This window comes from Mesorhizobium sp. WSM4313 (genome assembly GCF_002294725.1).
Lineage (GTDB): Bacteria > Pseudomonadota > Alphaproteobacteria > Rhizobiales > Rhizobiaceae > Mesorhizobium.
In genome coordinates, this window is record NZ_NSFT01000001.1 from 12,818 (window position 1) to 30,609 (window position 17,792).

18 protein-coding genes are annotated in these 17,792 nt (G+C 64.1%); 13 read left to right on the top strand and 5 right to left on the bottom strand.

The window, feature by feature from the left end:
- The first annotated feature begins 40 nt into the window (after positions 1–40).
- The 6 genes from CK219_RS00085 to CK219_RS00110 all read left to right on the top strand — a co-directional run bounded on the left by CK219_RS00085 (position 41) and on the right by CK219_RS00110 (position 5,741).
- Positions 41–1,054 carry a DUF4424 domain-containing protein gene (locus CK219_RS00085; RefSeq protein WP_095764773.1) on the top strand — a complete coding sequence of 338 codons (1,014 nt, stop codon included), beginning with the start codon at positions 41–43 and terminating at the stop codon, positions 1,052–1,054.
- A complete protein-coding gene (locus CK219_RS00090) occupies positions 1,054–1,572 on the top strand; it encodes a dihydrofolate reductase (RefSeq protein WP_095764774.1) in 519 nt (172 codons plus the stop codon). Before CK219_RS00085 ends, CK219_RS00090 begins: the two co-directional genes overlap by 1 nt.
- Before the next feature lie 247 nt (positions 1,573–1,819).
- Positions 1,820–2,935 (top strand): FtsH protease activity modulator HflK, encoded by a 1,116-nt coding sequence (hflK, locus tag CK219_RS00095; RefSeq protein WP_095764775.1) that lies wholly within the window; start codon positions 1,820–1,822, stop codon positions 2,933–2,935.
- Positions 2,935–3,885, top strand: a complete 951-nt coding sequence (locus CK219_RS00100) for a protease modulator HflC (protein WP_095764776.1) — start codon at positions 2,935–2,937, stop codon at positions 3,883–3,885. The genes hflK and CK219_RS00100 overlap by 1 nt, the downstream gene beginning before the upstream one ends.
- Before the next feature lie 5 nt (positions 3,886–3,890).
- Positions 3,891–4,076 (top strand): DUF2065 domain-containing protein, encoded by a 186-nt coding sequence (locus tag CK219_RS00105; RefSeq protein WP_095764777.1) that lies wholly within the window; start codon positions 3,891–3,893, stop codon positions 4,074–4,076.
- 147 nt (positions 4,077–4,223) lie between these two features.
- Entirely contained in the window at positions 4,224–5,741 is a 1,518-nt protein-coding gene (locus CK219_RS00110; RefSeq protein ID WP_095764778.1) for a DegQ family serine endoprotease, read from the top strand.
- A 46-nt stretch (positions 5,742–5,787) separates the two neighbouring features.
- On the opposite strand, the gene CK219_RS00115 is transcribed toward CK219_RS00110, so the two are convergent.
- Together CK219_RS00115 and serB are read right to left on the bottom strand one after the other, a co-directional pair.
- Positions 5,788–6,360, bottom strand: coding sequence for a GNAT family N-acetyltransferase (locus CK219_RS00115; RefSeq protein WP_095764779.1), 573 nt, complete (start codon positions 6,358–6,360; stop codon positions 5,788–5,790).
- The gene (serB, locus tag CK219_RS00120; RefSeq protein WP_095765529.1) at positions 6,357–7,244 is read right to left on the bottom strand and encodes a phosphoserine phosphatase SerB; all 888 of its coding nucleotides are present in this window, start codon (positions 7,242–7,244) and stop codon (positions 6,357–6,359) included. The genes CK219_RS00115 and serB overlap by 4 nt, the downstream gene beginning before the upstream one ends.
- On the opposite strand from serB, the gene miaA reads away from it, so the two are divergent.
- Together miaA and CK219_RS00130 are read left to right on the top strand one after the other, a co-directional pair.
- Complete coding sequence (gene miaA / locus CK219_RS00125) at positions 7,234–8,178, top strand: tRNA (adenosine(37)-N6)-dimethylallyltransferase MiaA (protein ID WP_095765530.1); 945 nt, start codon at positions 7,234–7,236, stop codon at positions 8,176–8,178. The two genes, serB and miaA, sit on opposite strands and share 11 nt — an antisense overlap.
- 124 nt (positions 8,179–8,302) lie before the next feature.
- Positions 8,303–9,094: a GGDEF domain-containing protein gene (locus CK219_RS00130; protein ID WP_095764780.1), complete on the top strand. Its 792-nt coding sequence runs from the start codon at positions 8,303–8,305 to the stop codon at positions 9,092–9,094.
- 166 nt (positions 9,095–9,260) lie between these two features.
- Here CK219_RS00130 and CK219_RS00135 read toward each other — a convergent pair whose 3' ends face one another.
- On the bottom strand, positions 9,261–11,093 hold the full coding sequence (locus tag CK219_RS00135) for an ATP-binding protein (RefSeq protein ID WP_095764781.1): 1,833 nt from the start codon (positions 11,091–11,093) through the stop codon (positions 9,261–9,263).
- 153 nt (positions 11,094–11,246) lie between these two features.
- Between CK219_RS00135 and CK219_RS00140 the strand changes: the two genes are divergently transcribed.
- From CK219_RS00140 to CK219_RS00150, 3 genes are read left to right on the top strand one after another with little or no spacing between them, the layout of a single operon-like run.
- Positions 11,247–11,813, top strand: coding sequence for an XRE family transcriptional regulator (locus CK219_RS00140; protein WP_095764782.1), 567 nt, complete (start codon positions 11,247–11,249; stop codon positions 11,811–11,813).
- Positions 11,814–11,818: 5 nt separating this feature from the next.
- Positions 11,819–12,127 (top strand): hypothetical protein, encoded by a 309-nt coding sequence (locus CK219_RS00145; RefSeq protein WP_095764783.1) that lies wholly within the window; start codon positions 11,819–11,821, stop codon positions 12,125–12,127.
- Positions 12,128–12,165: 38 nt separating this feature from the next.
- A complete protein-coding gene (locus CK219_RS00150) occupies positions 12,166–12,774 on the top strand; it encodes a GNAT family N-acetyltransferase (protein ID WP_095765531.1) in 609 nt (202 codons plus the stop codon).
- On the opposite strand, the gene CK219_RS00155 is transcribed toward CK219_RS00150, so the two are convergent.
- Positions 12,703–13,581, bottom strand: coding sequence for a LysR family transcriptional regulator (locus CK219_RS00155; RefSeq protein WP_176476892.1), 879 nt, complete (start codon positions 13,579–13,581; stop codon positions 12,703–12,705). The two genes, CK219_RS00150 and CK219_RS00155, sit on opposite strands and share 72 nt — an antisense overlap.
- Positions 13,582–13,643: 62 nt before the next feature.
- Between CK219_RS00155 and CK219_RS00160 the strand changes: the two genes are divergently transcribed.
- Positions 13,644–14,843: a gamma-butyrobetaine dioxygenase gene (locus CK219_RS00160; protein ID WP_245340355.1), complete on the top strand. Its 1,200-nt coding sequence runs from the start codon at positions 13,644–13,646 to the stop codon at positions 14,841–14,843.
- Complete coding sequence (locus CK219_RS00165) at positions 14,840–15,430, top strand: HD domain-containing protein (RefSeq protein ID WP_095764786.1); 591 nt, start codon at positions 14,840–14,842, stop codon at positions 15,428–15,430. The genes CK219_RS00160 and CK219_RS00165 overlap by 4 nt, the downstream gene beginning before the upstream one ends.
- A 52-nt stretch (positions 15,431–15,482) precedes the next feature.
- Here CK219_RS00165 and CK219_RS00170 read toward each other — a convergent pair whose 3' ends face one another.
- On the bottom strand, positions 15,483–17,291 hold the full coding sequence (locus CK219_RS00170; RefSeq protein WP_095764787.1) for an NAD(P)/FAD-dependent oxidoreductase: 1,809 nt from the start codon (positions 17,289–17,291) through the stop codon (positions 15,483–15,485).
- Between the last annotated feature and the right edge of the window lie 501 nt (positions 17,292–17,792).

A 17,792-nucleotide genomic window follows, 5' to 3' on the forward strand; every position in this document is an offset into this window, starting at 1 on the left:
TCCGGCTGATCCGGGTATCGCGGCACAGAGGAGGGGGTCCATGTTACGCACCGTAACGACCGCAGCGCTTGTAATAACGGCCGCTCCGGCCTTCGCCAATGATTCCGTCGCCGAGCTCGGCACAGGCGGGCTGATCCTGTCGCGCAGCGACGCCGTCGCCATGCAGAGCGAGGATCTTTTCATCTCGCCGGAGAAGGTGACGGTCGACTATGTCTTCCGCAACAACACCGACAAGGATGTCAGCTCCATAGTCGCGTTCCCGATGCCCGACATCGAGGGCGATCCGAACGAGATGCCGGCAATCCCGGAGGCTCAGAGCGATAATTTCCTCGGCTTCGAGGTGACGATCGACGGCGTCGATGCGAAGCCGCAGCTGGAGCAAAAGGCGCTGGCGCTCGGCATCGACATCACCGCTGACCTCAAGGCGCAGAACGTGCCGCTCTATCCATTCGGCGGCGCCGCCAAGGCGGCGCTGGCGAAGCTGCCCAAGGATATCGCCAAGGACTGGGAAGATCGCGGCATCATCATCGAAGATACCGCCGATGACGGCTCGGGCATGCAAACCACCTTTGCGCCGTTCTGGCAGCTGCGCTCGACCTACTGGTGGCGCTCGACCTTCCCAGCCAACAAGGAGGTCCATGTTTCGCACCGCTACAAGCCCAGCGTCGGCGGCACGTCCTCGGTCAGCTTCTTCTATGATGGCCAGTTCCAGGGTCAGTATGCGGCCTACAAGACCCGCTATTGCATGGATCAGACGTTCGAGAACGCGGTGCGCAAGGCGGCCAAGGCGAATCCGGACGGTTATCCGAAATATTACGAGAGCCGCATCGCCTATATCCTGACCACCGGCGGCAACTGGGCGGCCGGGACGATTGGCAATTTCAAGCTCACCATCGACAAGGGCAGCCCGAGCAATCTGGTGTCGTTCTGTGGTGACAATGTAAAAAAGGTCGGCCCGACGACATTCGAGATGACGGCCAAGGATTTCTATCCCGAGCACGATATCGACATCCTCCTGCTGGAGCCGTCGGACAATGGCGGGAACGGCGGCTGATGGATATCGCGATCTATGTCGCCATCGCCGAAAACGGCGTGATCGGCCGCGAAGGCGGCCTGCCGTGGCGGCTTTCCACCGATCTCAAGCGCTTCAAGGCCGACACGATGGGCAAGCCGATCATCATGGGCCGCAAGACCTATGAAGGCATCGGCCGGCCGCTGCCCGGCCGGCTCAATATCGTGGTGACGCGCGACAAGGCCTGGCGCGCCGAGGGCATCGAGGTGGCCCACTCGCTGGATGACGCGATCGCGCTGGCCAGGGTGCGCGGACGCTGCATGGCGGGAGCTGAGGAGGTCTGCGTGGTCGGTGGCGGCGAGATCTATGCCCAGGCCTTGCCGCTTGCCGACCGGCTGCATGTGACCCATGTGCTGGCCAGCGTCGATGGCGATGCGCATTTCCCGCCGATCGATCCAAGTATCTGGCAAGTCGTCAGCGCCGAGGATTTTCCTGCCGGCGAGAAAGACAGCCACGCCACGCGTTACACGGTTTACGAGCGCCGGCGCGACGATCGTTGACGACGACAAAGGGTCGCTACCCGTCCAAATCGCACGGGGACGATGGCACATCGCGTTGAAAGCGGGTCAAGGCGTCCCTATAGAAGAACGGTGTTGCAGCGGCGCGCGTCCAACCGGACGCGCAAGAGGCCGCCGTAATACTTTGATTTTGGGGCATGATTCCTTTTCGAAAACCGATATGGGTTTTCGTGGTCATGCGCTAGGATTGCGCCGCAAGGCCTGAGGGAACCGAAGCGAAAGGACATTCATGCCCTGGAACGACAAGAGCGGTGGCGGCGGCCCATGGGGCGGCGGCGGCAATCAGGGGCCCTGGGGGCAGGGACCGAAAGGGCCAAGCGGCCCGCAGGGTTCGCCCCCCGATCTTGAGGACATCATCCGCCGCGGCCAGGACAGGCTGCGGCGCGCGCTTCCGGGCGGCGGCGGCGCCAGTCCGGCCGTGCTCGGGCTGATCGCGCTGGCCCTCATCGTGCTGTGGGCCTTCAAGGCGATCTATACCGTGCAGCCCGACGAGGTTGCGGTCGAACTGCGCTTCGGCCAGCCGAAGTCCGAGCTTTCGCAGCCGGGCCTGCATTTCCACTGGTGGCCGATCGAAACGGTCGAGACCGCCAAGATCTCCGAGCAGCTCGTCAGCATCGGCGGCGGGTCGAGCAGCGGCTCCGGGCTGATGCTCTCCGGCGACCAGAACATCGTCAACGTGCAGTTCTCGGTCGCCTACCAGGTCTCCGATCCCAAAGCCTATCTGTTCGATGTTTCAGATCCCGACGGCATGCTGACCCAGGTCGCCGAGAGCGCCATGCGCGAAGTCGTCGGCCGGCGGCCGGCGCAGGACATCTTCCGCGACGACCGCCAGGGTATCGCAACCGGGGTGCGCGAGATCATCCAGGGCACGCTCGACGGCTACAAGACCGGTCTCCAGGTCAACGCAGTCTCGATCGAGGACGCAGCGCCCCCGCGCGAGGTGGCCGACGCGTTCGACGAGGTGCAGCGCGCCGAGCAGGACGAGGACAAGTTCGTCGAGCAGGCCAACCAGTATTCCAACCAGAAGCTCGGCCAAGCGCGCGGCCAGGCGGCTCAGGTCCGGGAGGACGCCGCCGCCTACAAGAACCGCGTCGTGCAGGAGGCGGAAGGCGAGGCGCAGCGCTTCATCTCTGTCTACAACGAATATGCCAAGGCGCCCGACGTCACGCGCAAGCGCCTCTACCTCGAAACCATGGAGAAGATCCTGAAGGACTCCAACAAGGTCGTCGTCGAGCAGGGGAACGGTCAGGGCGTGCTGCCTTACCTGCCGCTGCCGGCTTTGCAGCCGAAAGCGCAGCCGGCGCCGGCCCCGCTGGGCGGCGTCACGACGGGAGGCAACCAGTGATGGCCAACCGTCTTCCCATCGTCGCCGTCATCGCGGCTGTCCTTCTGTTCCTGCTCTACTCCGCGGTGTTCGTGGTCAATGCCGGCCAGCAGGCGATCGTGCTCAGGTTCGGCGAGATCATCGACGTCAAGAACGAGCCCGGCATCTACTTCAAGGCGCCGTTCGCCTTCTTCGATGCAGACAGCGTGCAGATGGTCGAGAAGCGGGTGATGCGCTTCGACCTCGACAACATCCGCGTCCAGGTCTCGGGCGGTAAGTTCTACGAGGTCGACGCCTTCATCGCCTACCGCATCTCGGATCCGCGCACGTTCCGCGCGGCGGTGTCCGGTCAGGTTGAACTGGCCGAGGCACGGCTGCGGACACGTCTCGATGCGGCGCTGCGCCGTGTCTATGGCCTGCGCGACTTCGAGGCCGCGCTTTCGGAGGAGCGCGGCGTCATGATGCGCGAGGTGCGTGATCAGCTTCGCCCCGATGCGACCTCGCTCGGCCTCGACATCGAGGATGTGCGCATCCGGCGGACCGACCTGACGGCGGAGGTCTCACAGCAGACCTATGACCGCATGAAGGCCGAGCGCCTGGCGGAAGCCGAGCGTCTGAGGGCGCGCGGCAACGAGGCCGCGCAGCGCATCAGGGCGCGGGCCGACCGCGAGGTCGTCGAGATCGTCGCCGAGGCGCAGAAAGAATCGGAAATCCTGCGCGGTGAAGGCGAGGCGCAGCGCAGCGCGACCTTCGCGGACGCCTATAAGCGCGATCCGGCCTTCTTCGATTTCTATCGCTCGATGAATGCCTACGGCACGGCGCTGGACAGCACCGGAACGACTATGGTGCTCTCGCCCGAATCCGAGTTCTTCCGCTACTTCCGCGATCCGGGCAGCAAGCCTCAGCCCGGACAGCCGGCCGCGCCCGCGACGTCTGCCGCACCGGCCGCGCAACCCAGCACCGCCCAGTAGCGGCGGTGCAGGACTTTGTCGCGGCGATCGGGCTGGTCCTGGTGATAGAGGGCCTGGTCTATGGCGGGTTTCCGGGCCTTGCCCGGAAACTGGCGAGCGAAATGCAGTCGATGCCCGAGAACGCGCTGCGGTTCGGAGGATTGGCGGCAATCGCGGTTGGCGTCGCCATTGTGTGGCTGGTTCGCGGCTGATGAAATTCATTGGTGCCGCGGCGACGGACGATTTATCCTGAGAAGACTGGCATAGCCGCAAACGTGCCGTATTTCTTACCAACATGAACCGAACAGGGCGTCTTTGCGGAAAACGCCTGTCCTTTTCAGACACACCGGGAGGCCACGATGATATCCGACACCCTGTTGCGCGCGGCGCGGCGCATGGTCTTCGCCGGCGCCACCGCATTCGCGGTCGGCATTGTTGCCGTCCCGTCCTTCGTCACGCCGACGATCGCCTCCGACGGGCCGCCCTCGGTCGCCGATCTCGCCGAGCGCCTGCTTGGCGCGGTGGTCAACATCTCGACCTCACAGACGGTGAAAGGCACGGAAGGGCCGGGCGCGGTGCCGATGCCGCAGCTGCCCGAGGGCTCGCCGTTCCAGGACTTCTTCGACGATTTCTTCAAGAACCGTGGCGGCGACAAGGGCGGCGCCGGGCAGAAGGTGCAGTCGCTCGGCTCCGGCTTCGTCGTCGACGCCGAGCAGGGTATTGTGGTGACCAACAACCACGTCATCGCCGATGCCGACGATATCGAGGTCAATTTCTCCGACGGCGTCACGCTGAAGGCGACGCTCGTCGGCACCGACACCAAGACCGATGTCGCGGTGCTGAAGGTCGACCCCAAGGGTCACAAGCTGACGGCGGTGAAATTCGGCGATTCCACCAAGATGCGCGTCGGCGACTGGGTGATGGCGATCGGCAATCCGTTCGGCCTGGGCGGCACGGTGACGGTCGGCATCGTCTCGGCGCGCAACCGCGACATCAATTCCGGCCCCTATGACGACTTCATCCAGACCGACGCCGCCATCAACCGCGGCAATTCCGGCGGCCCGCTGTTCAATGCCGAGGGCGAGGTCATCGGCATCAATACGGCAATCATCTCGCCGTCGGGTGGCTCGATCGGCATCGGTTTTTCCATCCCTTCGCAGCTTGCCGCCGGCGTCGTCGACCAGCTTCGCCAATATGGCGAGACGCGGCGCGGCTGGCTTGGCGTGCGCATCCAGCCGGTGACGGCGGACATCGCCGAAAGCCTCGGCATGGCGACCGCCAAGGGCGCGCTGGTGGCCGGCGTCATCAAGGGCGGGCCGGTCGACAACGGGTCGGTGCAGGCCGGCGACGTCATCATCAAGTTCGACGGCAAGGATATCCATGAAATGCGCGACCTGCCGCGTGTCGTCGCCGAAAGCCCGGTCGGCAAGGCGGTCGACGTCGTCATCGTGCGCAAGGGCGTCGAGCAGACCGTCAAGGTGACGCTCGGACGGCTGGAGGACGGCGAGAAGCTGGCCAGCGGCGAGAACGGCAACACCGACCATGATAAGGGCGACAAGGCGACGCCTCCGGTGTCGACGGCCTCGGTGCTCGGCATGACGGTCGGCGAGCTCAACGACCAGACACGGCAGAAGTTCGGCATCGCGGCCGATGTGTCCGGCGTGGTCATCACCGACGTCGCCAAGAATTCGGCGGCGGCCGAGCGCGGCATCCAGCCCGGCGAGGTGATCACCGAGATCGCGCAGGAATCGGTCGGCACGCCGAAGGACGTGATGGACCGGATCGGCGCGCTGAAGGAGCAGGGCCGCAAGAACGCGCTCTTGATGCTGGCGTCGAAGACCGGCGAACTGCGCTTCGTAACGATCCGGATGGATTGAGTCCGGAACGTCCGGTAACCGATTGGTGTTTCAATGAATAGGGCGGCTAGCGAGCCGCCCTTTTTCGTGCCTGCCAGTCGCGGCGCGACAGCCTGTAGAGGACATGCCGCTTGAGATGCGGATGGCTGTCGGGAACGCTCGGATGATCGAAATCGGCGCCCGCGTCGGCTTGCATGCCGAGTCGCTTCATGACTGCGACCGAACGATGATTGTCGGCGACCGCGAACGATACGATTTCGTCGACGCCAAGCGTTTCGAAGCCATAGGCGAGCCAGGCTTCAGCCGCTTCGGTGACATAGCCCTTGCCCCAGAATTCCGGCGACAGCCGCCAGCCGATCTCGATCGTGCCGTCCGGTAGCGATGGCACATCATCCGTATCCAGGAGACCGACGAAGCCGATGCATTCGCCGGTGGCCGCTATCTCGGCGGCGGCGAAGCCGTAGCCATCCTCCTCGATCCAGCCGCGGAATTCGTCCATCATGGCGTCGGCGGTCGCACGGTCGCGGCGGAACGGGAAGAATTCCATCACGCGCTCGTCGGAGTTGATGCGGTGGAAAAGCGCGCGGTCGCGCTCTTCCCAGTTGCGCAGGATCAGGTGCTCGGTGCGGATCGGCTTCATTCTGAAAACTCATCCCGGCGATAGCCCTGGAGATAGAGCAGCGCGGTCAGATCGCCGTGATCGATGCGGATGCGGGCCTGCTTGGCCACCGTCGGCTTGGCGTGAAGCGCGATGCCAGTGCCGGCAAGACGGATCATATCGAGGTCGTTGGCGCCGTCCCCAACCGAAATCGCGTCCTCGGTGGTCAGTCCGAGCCTCTTCGCGATATCGAGCAGCGCTTCGGCCTTGGCGGCGCGGCCGAGGATCGGCTCGGCCACCATGCCGGTGAACGTGCCGTCTTTCTCGATCAGGTGGTTGGCGCGGTTTTCCTGGAAGCCCAGCATGGCGGCAATGCGGCTGGTGAAGACGTCGAAGCCGCCGGAGACCAGCGCCGTCCAGGCGCCATGGGCGCGCATCGTTTGCACCAGCGCGCGACCGCCGGAGGCGAGCGTCAGCCGGTTGGCGACGATGCGGTCGACCACGGCTGTGTCGAGGCCTTTCAGCAAGGCGACGCGCTCCCGCAAGGCGGGCTCGAAGGCGATCTCGCCATTCATCGAGCGCGCGGTGATCGCCGCCACATGATCCTTGACGCCGATCTCGTCGGCAAGCTCGTCGATGCATTCCTGGTCGATCATGGTCGAATCCATATCGGCGAGCAGGATCTTCTTGCGCCTGCCTTCGGCCGGTTGGACGATGACGTCGACCGGCTCGGAAGCCAGCGCCGCGCGCAGATTGGCGGTCATTTCGCCGATATCCGGCGTCTGCGGCAAAACGAGGTCGCAGGCGACGTCCTCAGCCAGCCAATGAACGGCGCTTGCGCCGGCGGCCCGCAAGGCCATATTCGCAAGCGAGGCCGGCACGGCGCGGGCTTCTGGACGGGACACTAAAGTGGCGATCAGCGGCATCGAAGATTCCGGCAGGCAGGCGGGCGAAGGCCGCATCAAGAACGCGACCCTGATAGCCGGGCCAACCGCCAGCGGCAAGTCGGCGCTGGCGCTCGATCTCGCCGAACGCAATGGCGGGGTCATCGTCAACACCGATTCCATGCAGGGCTATTCGGTGCTCGATGTCCTGACGGCGCGGCCGAGCGCCGCCGAAATGGCACGCGTTCCGCATTTCCTTTACGGCCATGTCCATCCCGCCACCGCCTATTCCACCGGCGCCTGGCTGCGCGACGTGACAAGGCTGATCGACGACGGCGTGCTGTCTGGCCGTCCGGTCGTTTTCGCCGGCGGCACCGGGCTCTATTTCCGTGCGCTGGCCGAAGGTATCTCGGATATGCCGGACATTCCGGCGTCCGTCCGCGAGCGCTGGCGCTACGAGCTCAAGGAGCAAGGGGCCGAAAGGCTGCATCGCCTGCTGATGCACGAGGATTCGGCTATGGCCATGCAACTCAGGCCGACCGACGGCCAGCGTATCGTGCGGGCGCTCGAAGTGCTCGACGCCTCCGGGCGCTCGATCCTCGAATGGCAGGCGGTGCGCGGCCGGCCGCTGATCGATCGCGACAGCGCGCGCTTCCTGGTCATCGAGCCGGACCGCGAGCAACTGGTCCGGCGCATCGAGGCGCGCTTCGACCAGATGCTCGACAAGGGCGCTCTCGACGAAGTGCGTCGACTCACCGCGCTCGGCCTCGACCCGGACCTGCCGGCGATGAAAGCGATCGGCGTGCGGGAGCTGCAGGCGGCGATGGCCGGACAATCGGATTTTCCCGAAGCCATTGAGCGCGCCAAGATCGCGACCCGGCAATATGCCAAGCGTCAGTCGACTTGGTTCAGGCATCAGCTGGGCACGGAGTGGCGCAGGCTGCGGCCGGGCGACGAACCGGCTGTTCAGGACTGATTAAAAGCTTTTTCAATCAGCGCCTTAAAATCGCCGGCTCCAATTCTCGCCAGGGTTGTTCGGATTAACGGTCCGTAAGGTCGGCCGTGCCATAACCTTTGGGGCTACAGTGCGCGGGGAGTTGATGCGTTTCCATAAGGCGGAATCCGCATTTTTCGTCTTTATTTTTGTGATCCTGGCCGCGGGCCTGGTGACCTTCCATGCCTATGGCCAGTTGCAGGACATCGCCGCCGACCTCGATGCCGCATCGCGCGTCGACAAAATCGTCTATCTCAACAAACTTCTGTTCGTCACCGGGGCGCTGCTGGCAACCGCGCTGTTCTTCGGCACCTTCTTCATCTACCCGCTGATCCGCGGCCAGGTGCGGGAAGAAGGCAAGCTCAGGGCCATGACGGTTTCGCTCAGTGCCCGCTCGCAGACGCTCGAGCAGGCGGCGCTCACCGACAGTCTCACCGGAATGCAGAACCGCCGCTATTTCGATGATGCGCTGCGCGAATATCTCCACGAGTTTCGCCGCATCGACAGGCCGGTCGGGCTGATGATCCTCGATCTCGACCATTTCAAGCAGGTCAACGATACGCATGGCCATGACGTCGGCGACGAGGTGCTGAGGGCCGTCGCCACCTGCCTGCGGGGCATGACGCGCTATCACGACGTGGTGGCGCGGCTGGGCGGCGAGGAGTTTGCCGTCGTCACCCCCAACATGGATGTCGAATTGCTCGCCAGGTTCGCCGAGCGCATCCGCAAGGCGGTCGCCAACATGTCGATCATGTCGGGCAATGTGCGGCTGAAGGTCACCACCAGCGTCGGCCTCGCCGTCTGGGACCACAAGGAGAGCGCGGAGGATTTCTACCGCCGCGCCGACCGCCAGCTCTATGAGGCGAAGAAGCAGGGTCGCAACCGCGTCTGCGCCTAAAATTCCGACATGAATTCATGAGGCCGGTCAACTGACGCGCCTTTCTCGACTTCCGGTGCTCACGGACTACATGTCCGCTCCGCTCCGGCTTCTCGAAAGTCACGTCATTCGATCCGGCCTGATGAATTCCTGTTCGGAATTTGGCTGTGCTTGCGAAGTTGGTCGTTCAATCGTTGAGCTGGCGCATGCCGAAGGTCGAGGGCTTCAGGCCGTAGCGCGTGTCGAAGTCGTCGTCCGGCTGCACGCGCGCGGCGGTGGCCGGCTTCTTGTAGTCCGGGTCGCCGGCCTGGCGGGAGGAATCCACAGCCTCAGCGAAGGCCATGGCCTGCTGCGGCTTCGGCACGTTGCGCAGCCGCTCGACGATCATGGCGAGATCGACGTCGTTGCCATCCACGGAAGACTCGACCTTCTCGCCCTTAGCGGTGCCCGGGATGAACTCCTGCGGCAGCTTCTCGAACTTCAGCCGCATGGTGGTCGCCACGCCTTCGCCGAAAGCGATGGCTTCGCGCTGCCCCATCGAGGAGAGGAACGCCAGGGTCGAGGCCGAGGAATCGGCGATTGCCGAGCGGATGATGGCCTGATCCTGCTCGTTGGCAAGCCGCATGGCGAAGAAGGTCGAGCATTGCGACAGGATGGTCGGATCGAGCTCGCCCGGGCGCTGGGTGACGACGCCGAGATAGCAGCCATATTTGCGGCCTTCCTTGGCGATGCGCGACAGCGCGTGCCTTGTCGGCGCGAAGCCGAGACGCGGATCGGCCGGCATGTAGCGATGGGCTTCCTCGCAAAGCAGCAGCAGCTTCAGCCGGCCCTCGCTCCACAGCGCCAGGTCGAAGGCCAGGCGTGCCAGCACCGAGCAGACCGAATTGACGACTTCCGAAGGCATGCCCGCCATCTCGAAGCAGGTGACCGGGCGTCCATGGTTGGGGACGCGGAAAATGTTGCCGATCGTTTCGTGGATGGTGTCCTCGATCAGCCGCGAATTGAACATGAAGCGGTAGCGCGGATCGGCTGCCGCCGATTCGATGCGCGTTTTCAGCGACTTCAAGGTCGGGCGGTCGTTCTTGCTTTCGAGCATGCCCATGCGCTCGTCGATCTGCTTGATGAGATCAGCGACACGGTAGGGCACCGGCGTGTCCGCCGTCAGCGCGTCGCTGCCGCGCCTGACATAGGTGCCGGAATTCGGGTTGCGATAAAGGTTCTTGGCGGCGGGGATTAGGTCGCGCAGGACATCCACTTCCTCGGGCACCGTCTCGCGGCCGCGAAACAGCACTTCGGCGAACTCCTCCAGCCTGAACATCCAGAACGGCAGGTCGAGCGTCTTGGAATCGACCTTCACGCAATATTCCGGCAGCGAGGCGGCGAACTCGTTATGCGGGTCGAGGATGAGCACGCGCAGATCGGGACGCGCCTCGATCGTCTTGCGCAACAGCAGCGAGACAGCTGTCGACTTGCCGACACCGGTGGTGCCGACGATGGCGAAATGACGCGCCAGCGTGTCGTCGATGGCAATATTGGCATCGATCGATTCATCCTGCGACAGGGTACCGATGGTCACCGAATGGCGCCCGGCCAGATCGTAGACCGCCTGCAGGTCGCGGGTTCGGATGCGGTGAGCAATGGCGCCGATATGCGGGTAGGTGGTGATACCACGGTCGAACACCGGCTTGGCGCCGGGCTCGACGCCGTCGCGAACCTCGCCGACCAGTTCGACGCTGACTTCGATCGGATTCTGCCCTTCGTGGTTCCAGGCGCGATCCGATTTACCGATGGCATAGACAAGGCCGACCGTTCGTGTCGAACCGAGATTGATGGAAATCATCTTACCGACCGTCCAAAGGCCGCTGATCGCGCCTTCGGTATCTTCGGCATGGGCACTGATGGTGGCGCGCGCGCCGTCGCATTGCACGACATTGCCCAGAATCCGCTTGTCGTTCTGCTGGATGTTGCGGCGCTCCTGCGAAGTCGGTTCGCCAACGGAGGCTTCGCGTTCGACAAACATGGCTGACCTGATCCCATTCCCCTGAAGCCCCGACCCTACCCAATCGGGGTTAAAGTCAGGTGAGGTCGGATGGTGTAGGCAGCGTTAAGCCCGCCGTGACAATTCGATCGACTGGCCTCTTTCCAGGCTGAGAAAATCCGATATATTGGACGGATGGATGATATATCGAATAGCATTACCGCCACGATCGGCAGGCGGATACGCTCCGAAAGAACGCTGAGGGGCTGGTCGCTTGCCGAATTGGCAGAGCGCTCGGACGTTTCGAAGGCGATGCTGAGCGCCATCGAACGCGGTACGACCAGTCCGACCGCAGCGCTTCTGGTGCGCATCGCGGCGGCCTTCGGCATGACGCTGTCGACGCTGATCGCGCGGGCCGAGATGCAAGGCGGCGGTATTTCGCGCCGGGACGAGCAGCCGATCTGGCAGGATCCGGCAACCGGGTACATCAGGCGGCATCTATCGCCGGCATCGCAGATGCCGCTGGAACTGGTCAGGGTCAGCCTTCCGGCAGGTGCCAAGGTCATTCTGCCGGCGGCGTCCTACGCCTTCATCAAACAGCAGATATGGCTGATCGACGGAAGGCTGGATTTCACCGAGGGCGATGTGGTGCACCGGCTCGAGCCTGGCGACTGCCTGGCGCTGGGCGCGCCCTCGGATTGCGTCTTTCATGCTCCCGGACCGGATGCGGCGGAGTATCTCGTGGCGCTGGTCAGGGACTGACTCCGATGTCTCGCCGGCCAAAACGCTCGCACAACGGCGGGCCGCCGCTCGACGACTATGACGGCCCGCCCTGGGGCAAGGGCGATGCCTACATTTTCCTCGCCTGGCGCGCCGCCCACGACAAGGCTTGGAAGGCGCCAAGCCACGCCGTCATGCTGATGCGGCTGGAGAGAGCCGAACGGCTCGGTCTGACCTACGAGGAATATACGCTCGAGATCCTGGAGCGTGGCCGCCATCTCGGCGAGGACGACGCCGACCGTATCGCCGAAATCAGGCGGGCGCGACGACGCAAACGCATCAGCCATTTCGAATGACCTCGCCAACGACATATCATCACCTGGAGAGCACCAGCATGAACTCCCTTGAAATCCGGGCGCTGAGCGACGATGCGGCGACCATCGCTATGCTCACCGATCTGTTGATCGAGACGGTCGCCGCCGGCGGATCGGTGAGCTTCATGCATCCATTGTCGGCGGAGGCCGCGCGGGAATTCTGGCGCAAGTCGCTTGCCGCGGCGGCGCGCGGCGAAAGGGCGGTGCTGGGCGCATGGCAGGGCGAGGTGCTTGCCGGCACCGTCACGTTGTTGCTCGACTTCCCGCCCAACCAACCGCACCGCGCCGAGATCGCCAAGCTGATGACCGGCCGGAACCATCGCGGCAAAGGCATCGCGACCGCCCTGATGCGGGCGGCGGAGAAACTGGCCGTCGACAAGGGCCGTACGCTGCTGGTGCTGGACACCGCCAGCGAAGAGGGCGCGGCCGGGCTTTATGAGAAACTTGGTTTCACATTGGCCGGTGAGATCCCCGATTTCGCGCTTAAGCCACACGGCGGGCTCACCGGCACCCTCATCTACTGGAAACGGATCGGGGCAGCGGCCGACGCGCTATCCTCAACTTCCGGCCACATGCGACAGAAGCCAACGGCGGAAATCCTGCTCGGCGCCGGAGAGTCGCGACGATGAGGGTCTCGTCAGGAAATGGCCAGACGGGCTCGAAAGCTCGAAATCCGAAAGCCTGACGAGAACCTTGTCCTTGAGGGCCGCGTCGATCAGCGGCCGCGAGCCGAGCAGCGCCCCGGCGCCGACCTTCGCGGCTTCCATAGCGGCGACGAAACTGTCGAAGCGGTGCGAGCGCCGGGGATGGCCGGCAACTCCCGCGGCTGCGAACCATTCCGCCCACATCTCGCGCGCGCCCGCCACCAGGAGAAGCGGCAACGACGTCCACTCGCCACCTTGGGCGAGCGGCGGAGCCGCGACCGGGACAAGCCGCTCGACGGTCAGCCGGTCGGCCTCGCGCCCGGGAAAGGATCCGTTGCCGAAACGTATGTCGAGCGCCGAGCCCGGCTGGTCGTAGTCGGTCGGCCGATGGATGGTCACCAGATCGAGCCGGATCTGCGGCAGCACCTTTGCCAGGTCCGGAAGAGCCGGGACCAGCACCAGCATCGCGAAAGAGATGGGGACGCGGATGCTGACGATCTGCACGGCACGCGGCTCGAACAGCTCGTTCGTGCTGTTGCCGATGGTCGCGAATGCCGACTGGATGTGCGGGAGATAGGCCGCACCTTCCGGCGACAGAGCCACGCCGCGCGCCAGACGCGCGAACAATCGCGTCTTGAGCCGCTCCTCCAGAAAACGGATGTGCTGGCTGACGGCGGCTTGCGTGAGTCCGAGCTCGGCGGCCGCGGCAGTGAAGTTCGACAGGCGGGCGGCCGCCTCGAAACTGCGCAGCCAGTCGAGCGGAGGCATCGTATCGAGAGCTCTTCCAGCCATCAGAAATTTAGCGCCAATACCCGTAAAACGATAATTTGAATTATGCCTCTGGTGAAGCCACCATGCAATCCATGCTCGCGGTAATGATAGAGAATGGGAGCTTCCGGGATATGCTGACGACGGCAAGGCTGAGCGACGACGGGCGAGTGATCGAGCTTGGCTGGAAAGACGGAAGGGTGAGTCGCTTCCATGCCATATGGCTGCGCGACAATGCGCTGGACGACAAGACGCGCAGCGCCGGCAACGGACAGCGGCTGATCACCATCCTCGACATTCCGGCCGAGACGCGGATCGGCGCGGCTACGATCAACGGCGGAGTGCTGGAGGTCACATTCGCTCCTGAAGGCAAGGCCGTCAGCTTTCCCTCAAGCTGGCTCCGCGCTCATGCCTATGATCGCCAGCAGGCGCGCGAACCCGGCTGGACGGGAGGCGACATAGAGCGCTGGACGAAAGCCACGATGCAGGATTCCGTGCCGCGCGCGACCTATGCGGAGGCCAGCCGCGACAGCGATGTGCTGCGGCGCTGGCTGGCCGCGGTCCGCAGCTTCGGCTTTGCCGTGATGGATGGCCTGCCTGCCGAATCCGGCGCGCTGTGCAAGGTGGCGGACCTGTTCGGCTACATCAGGGAAACCAATTACGGGCGCTGGTTCGAGGTGCGGGCCGAGGTCAATCCAAACAATCTCGCCTACACCAATCTCGGGCTGCAGGCGCATACCGACAATCCCTATCGCGATCCAGTGCCGACGCTGCAGATCCTCGCCTGCATCGAGAACACGGTGGAAGGCGGCGAATCCAGCGTCGTCGATGGGTTCGCGGTGGCGGCGGCGCTTCAGGTGGAGAACCCGGACGACTTCCGGCTGCTCTCTTCCTATCCGGCGCGCTTCGAATATGCCGGCTCGTCGGGCGTGCGGCTGCAGTCCAAGCGGCCGATGATCGAGCTCGGGCCCGATGGGGAGCTCATCTGCATCCGCTTCAACAACCGCTCGCTGGCGCCGGCGGTCGACGTGCCCTTCGCCGCGATGGACAAATACTATGCGGCCTACCGCCGGTTTGCCGAGCTGATCGAGGATCCGGCTTTCGAGGTGACGTTCAAGCTCGAGCCGGGGCAATCCTTCATCGTCGACAACACCCGCGTCATGCATGCGCGCAAGGCGTTTTCCGGCAGCGGTAAGCGCTGGCTGCAGGGCTGCTACGCCGACAAGGACGGCCTGCTGTCGACGCTTGCGGCGATCGAGCATGGTTTCAAGGAGGCGGCGGAATGAAGCCCAACGAATTGAACGCAGGCAACATCGTCGAATTCATCGCCGATATTTTCGAGCGCCGCGGCGCCGAATCCTACCTCGGCGAGCCGGTCACCATGTCGGAGCATATGCTGCAGGGCGCGTGGCTGGCCGAGCAGGACGGCGCGCCGCAGGAGCTTGTGGCGGCGGCGCTGCTGCACGACATCGGCCACTACACCAGCGAGTTCGGCACCTATTCGCCCGACGACGTCGAGGACAAGCACCATGACGAGGCGGGCGGTGAGGTGCTGGCGCCCTTCTTCCCGCCGGTCATCGTCGAATGCGTCAGGCTGCATGTCTCGGCCAAGCGCTATCTCTGCGCCACCGATCCGACCTATTTCAGCAAACTGTCGCCGGCCTCGGTGCATACGCTGTCGCTGCAGGGCGGGCCGATGAGCGCGAAGGAGGTGGCTGAGTTCCGCAGCAATCCCTTCCACGACGAAGCGGTGCGCGTGCGCATCTGGGACGAAGGCGGCAAAATCGCCGGCATGAAGACGCGGGCCTTTCGCGACTACGTGCCGTTGCTCGAGCGAGTGGTGAAGAAGTTCGCGGCTGAGAAGGCGGCATAGATGGCAGAAGCCCGGCCCGTTGGGCTTCTGCCATCCGCGAGAGCGCCGTGCGTCAGCTCTTGTGGTACACCTCCTGCAGCCCGTAGACAGGCGTCGGCAGGCCAACTTGGCGCGCCTTCAGCTGCAGCGACAGATATTGCGAATAGTGGCGCGACTGGTGCAGGTTGCCGCCGTGGAACCAGAGCGCTTCCTGCTGCGTCGGCTTCCACATGTTGCGCTGCTCGCCTTCCCAGGGACCCGGATCCTTGGTGGTGGCGGAGCCGAGGCCCCAGACCTTGCCGACCTTGTCCGCCACCTCTTGCGAGATGAGGTCGGCGGCCCAGCCGTTCATAGAGCCGTACCCGGTGGCATAGATCACCAAGTCAGCCGGCAATTCGGTGCCGTCGACGAACTTGACACCGGTTTCGGTGAGTTCCTGCACAGCGGCGCCCGGTCCGCTCTTCAGTTTGATCGAGCCGTCGATGACGAGGTCGCAGGCGCCGACATCGATATAGTAGCCGGAGCCGCGGCGCAGATATTTCATGAACAGGCCCGAGCCGTCGTCGCCCCAGTCGAGCATGAAGCCGGCCCTTTCCAGGTCGCCGTAGAATTTCGCGTCGCGCTCCCTCATCTGCCGGTAAAGCGGGATCTGGAACTCATGCAGGATGCGGTAGGGCAATGAAGCGAAGATCATGTCGGCCTTGCCCGTCGTCATGCCGTTCTCCACCGCCTGCTCGGAGTAGAGCGCGCCAAGCCCGATATCCATCAGCGTGTCCGACTTGACGATGTGGGTCGACGAGCGCTGCACCATGGTCACGTCGGCGCCGCCTTCCCACAGCGCCGCGCAGATATCGTGGGCCGAGTTGTTGGAGCCGATGACCACCACCTTCTTGCCGCGGTATTTGTCCGGTCCGGGATGGGTCGAGGAGTGCTGTTGCTCGCCCTTGAAGATGTCCTGGCCTTTGTATTTCGGCCAGTTCGCCTTGCCCGACATGCCGGTCGCCAGCACCAGTTGCTTCGGCTTGAGCACGATCTGCTTGCCGTCGCGCTCGACGACGACGGTCCATTCCTTGGCCTTCTCGTCGTATTTGGCGGATTTCGCTGATGTGGAGCTCCAATAGTTCAGCTCCATTACCTTGGTGTACATTTCCAGCCAGTCGCCGATCTTGTCCTTGGGCGCGAAGACCGGCCAGTTCTTCGGGAAGTCGATATAGGGCAGGTGATCGTACCAGACCGGGTCGTGCAGGCAGAGCGACTTGTAGCGCTTGCGCCAGGAGTCGCCCGGACGCTCGTTCTTCTCGACGATGATGGTGGGCACGCCGAGCTGTTTCAGCCGGGCGCCGAGCGCGATACCGCCCTGGCCGCCGCCGATGATCACCACATAGGGTTGCTTGGTGTGGCCGAGCTCGGCGATCTCGTCGTCGCGCTCCTCACGCCACGTCTTGCGGCCCTTGCCGTGGCCATGCTTGGCGCCGAGCGGGCGGGTGAAGCCTGCTTTCTCCTCATGGCCTTTCAGCTCCGCCATGGTGGTGAGCAGGGTCCAGATCAGGTCGCCCTTGAACCGCACGAGGCCAAAGCCGCGCGCCACACTCGTCTCAAAGGTGATCCAGGCGGTGGTGACCCCGCCGTCCTCGCTCGCTTCCTCGCCCTTGGCCACCGCCCAGCCGGAGGGCTTGGTGCTGGCCAGCGTCGCCTGCAGCATGCCGCGGATCTGGTCCTGGCCCTCCATCGTCTTCAGGTTCCAGGTGAAGGTGACGAGATCGCGCCAGTAGCAATCGGCCTGGAAGCAGTTGACGGCGCTGTCGATGTCGCCGGCTTCCAGCGCCTTGCCGAACTTGTCGAGCAACGCCTGCGCCTTGGTGGTGGGTGTTCTCTCGAGCATTTGTTCTCCTCCACTTTGCTAGAGTCCGGCATGAGCAGTAAGCAGCCTGCCAACCGCGATGCTCATGAGCGATTGCAATGAAATCAATCTGTTAGGACGATATGGGCTTCGATCGGCCGTGCCGGGTCGAGTCGATGGGTATCGATGCAGCGCAGCCAGGATTGAACTATGACATCGTCGCGAGACGATCGCACGCCGGACAGGACCTGTTCGATCTCGCATATGTGCTCGCCAGCCATGCGTCCTCCTCGCACGTCTTTTGCCAGCGTATAGTGGTGCGTCGGAGAGCGACGCTCAACTGTACTATGGTAGCTGTGGGGTGGTTGCGCGCAGGCGCCGTCTCTCACAGGCGAGTGAATTCGCGCTGGACCCCATTGACGAGCCCGCGTTTTGGCCCTTATTGTCCGCGCCCATGAAAACGGCACTCATTCTCGTAGGCTGGCGCGTGGGCAAGGCGGTGTAACCGCCGGGCGAAAACCTCCCATGCGCATCACACAGGCT

Coding starts and splice junctions, on each gene's coding strand:
- CK219_RS00130 (WP_095764780.1), top strand. CDS start 8,303: ATGCGTTTCCATAAGGCGGAATCCGCATTTTTCGTCTTTATTTTTGTG.
- CK219_RS00170 (WP_095764787.1), bottom strand. CDS start 17,291: ATGCTCGAGAGAACACCCACCACCAAGGCGCAGGCGTTGCTCGACAAG.
- CK219_RS00100 (WP_095764776.1), top strand. CDS start 2,935: ATGGCCAACCGTCTTCCCATCGTCGCCGTCATCGCGGCTGTCCTTCTG.
- serB (WP_095765529.1), bottom strand. CDS start 7,244: ATGCCGCTGATCGCCACTTTAGTGTCCCGTCCAGAAGCCCGCGCCGTG.
- CK219_RS00110 (WP_095764778.1), top strand. CDS start 4,224: ATGATATCCGACACCCTGTTGCGCGCGGCGCGGCGCATGGTCTTCGCC.
- CK219_RS00090 (WP_095764774.1), top strand. CDS start 1,054: ATGGATATCGCGATCTATGTCGCCATCGCCGAAAACGGCGTGATCGGC.
- CK219_RS00085 (WP_095764773.1), top strand. CDS start 41: ATGTTACGCACCGTAACGACCGCAGCGCTTGTAATAACGGCCGCTCCG.
- CK219_RS00140 (WP_095764782.1), top strand. CDS start 11,247: ATGGATGATATATCGAATAGCATTACCGCCACGATCGGCAGGCGGATA.
- CK219_RS00135 (WP_095764781.1), bottom strand. CDS start 11,093: ATGTTTGTCGAACGCGAAGCCTCCGTTGGCGAACCGACTTCGCAGGAG.
- CK219_RS00160 (WP_245340355.1), top strand. CDS start 13,644: ATGCAATCCATGCTCGCGGTAATGATAGAGAATGGGAGCTTCCGGGAT.
- CK219_RS00155 (WP_176476892.1), bottom strand. CDS start 13,581: ATGGCTGGAAGAGCTCTCGATACGATGCCTCCGCTCGACTGGCTGCGC.
- CK219_RS00145 (WP_095764783.1), top strand. CDS start 11,819: ATGTCTCGCCGGCCAAAACGCTCGCACAACGGCGGGCCGCCGCTCGAC.
- CK219_RS00150 (WP_095765531.1), top strand. CDS start 12,166: ATGAACTCCCTTGAAATCCGGGCGCTGAGCGACGATGCGGCGACCATC.
- hflK (WP_095764775.1), top strand. CDS start 1,820: ATGCCCTGGAACGACAAGAGCGGTGGCGGCGGCCCATGGGGCGGCGGC.
- CK219_RS00165 (WP_095764786.1), top strand. CDS start 14,840: ATGAAGCCCAACGAATTGAACGCAGGCAACATCGTCGAATTCATCGCC.
- CK219_RS00115 (WP_095764779.1), bottom strand. CDS start 6,360: ATGAAGCCGATCCGCACCGAGCACCTGATCCTGCGCAACTGGGAAGAG.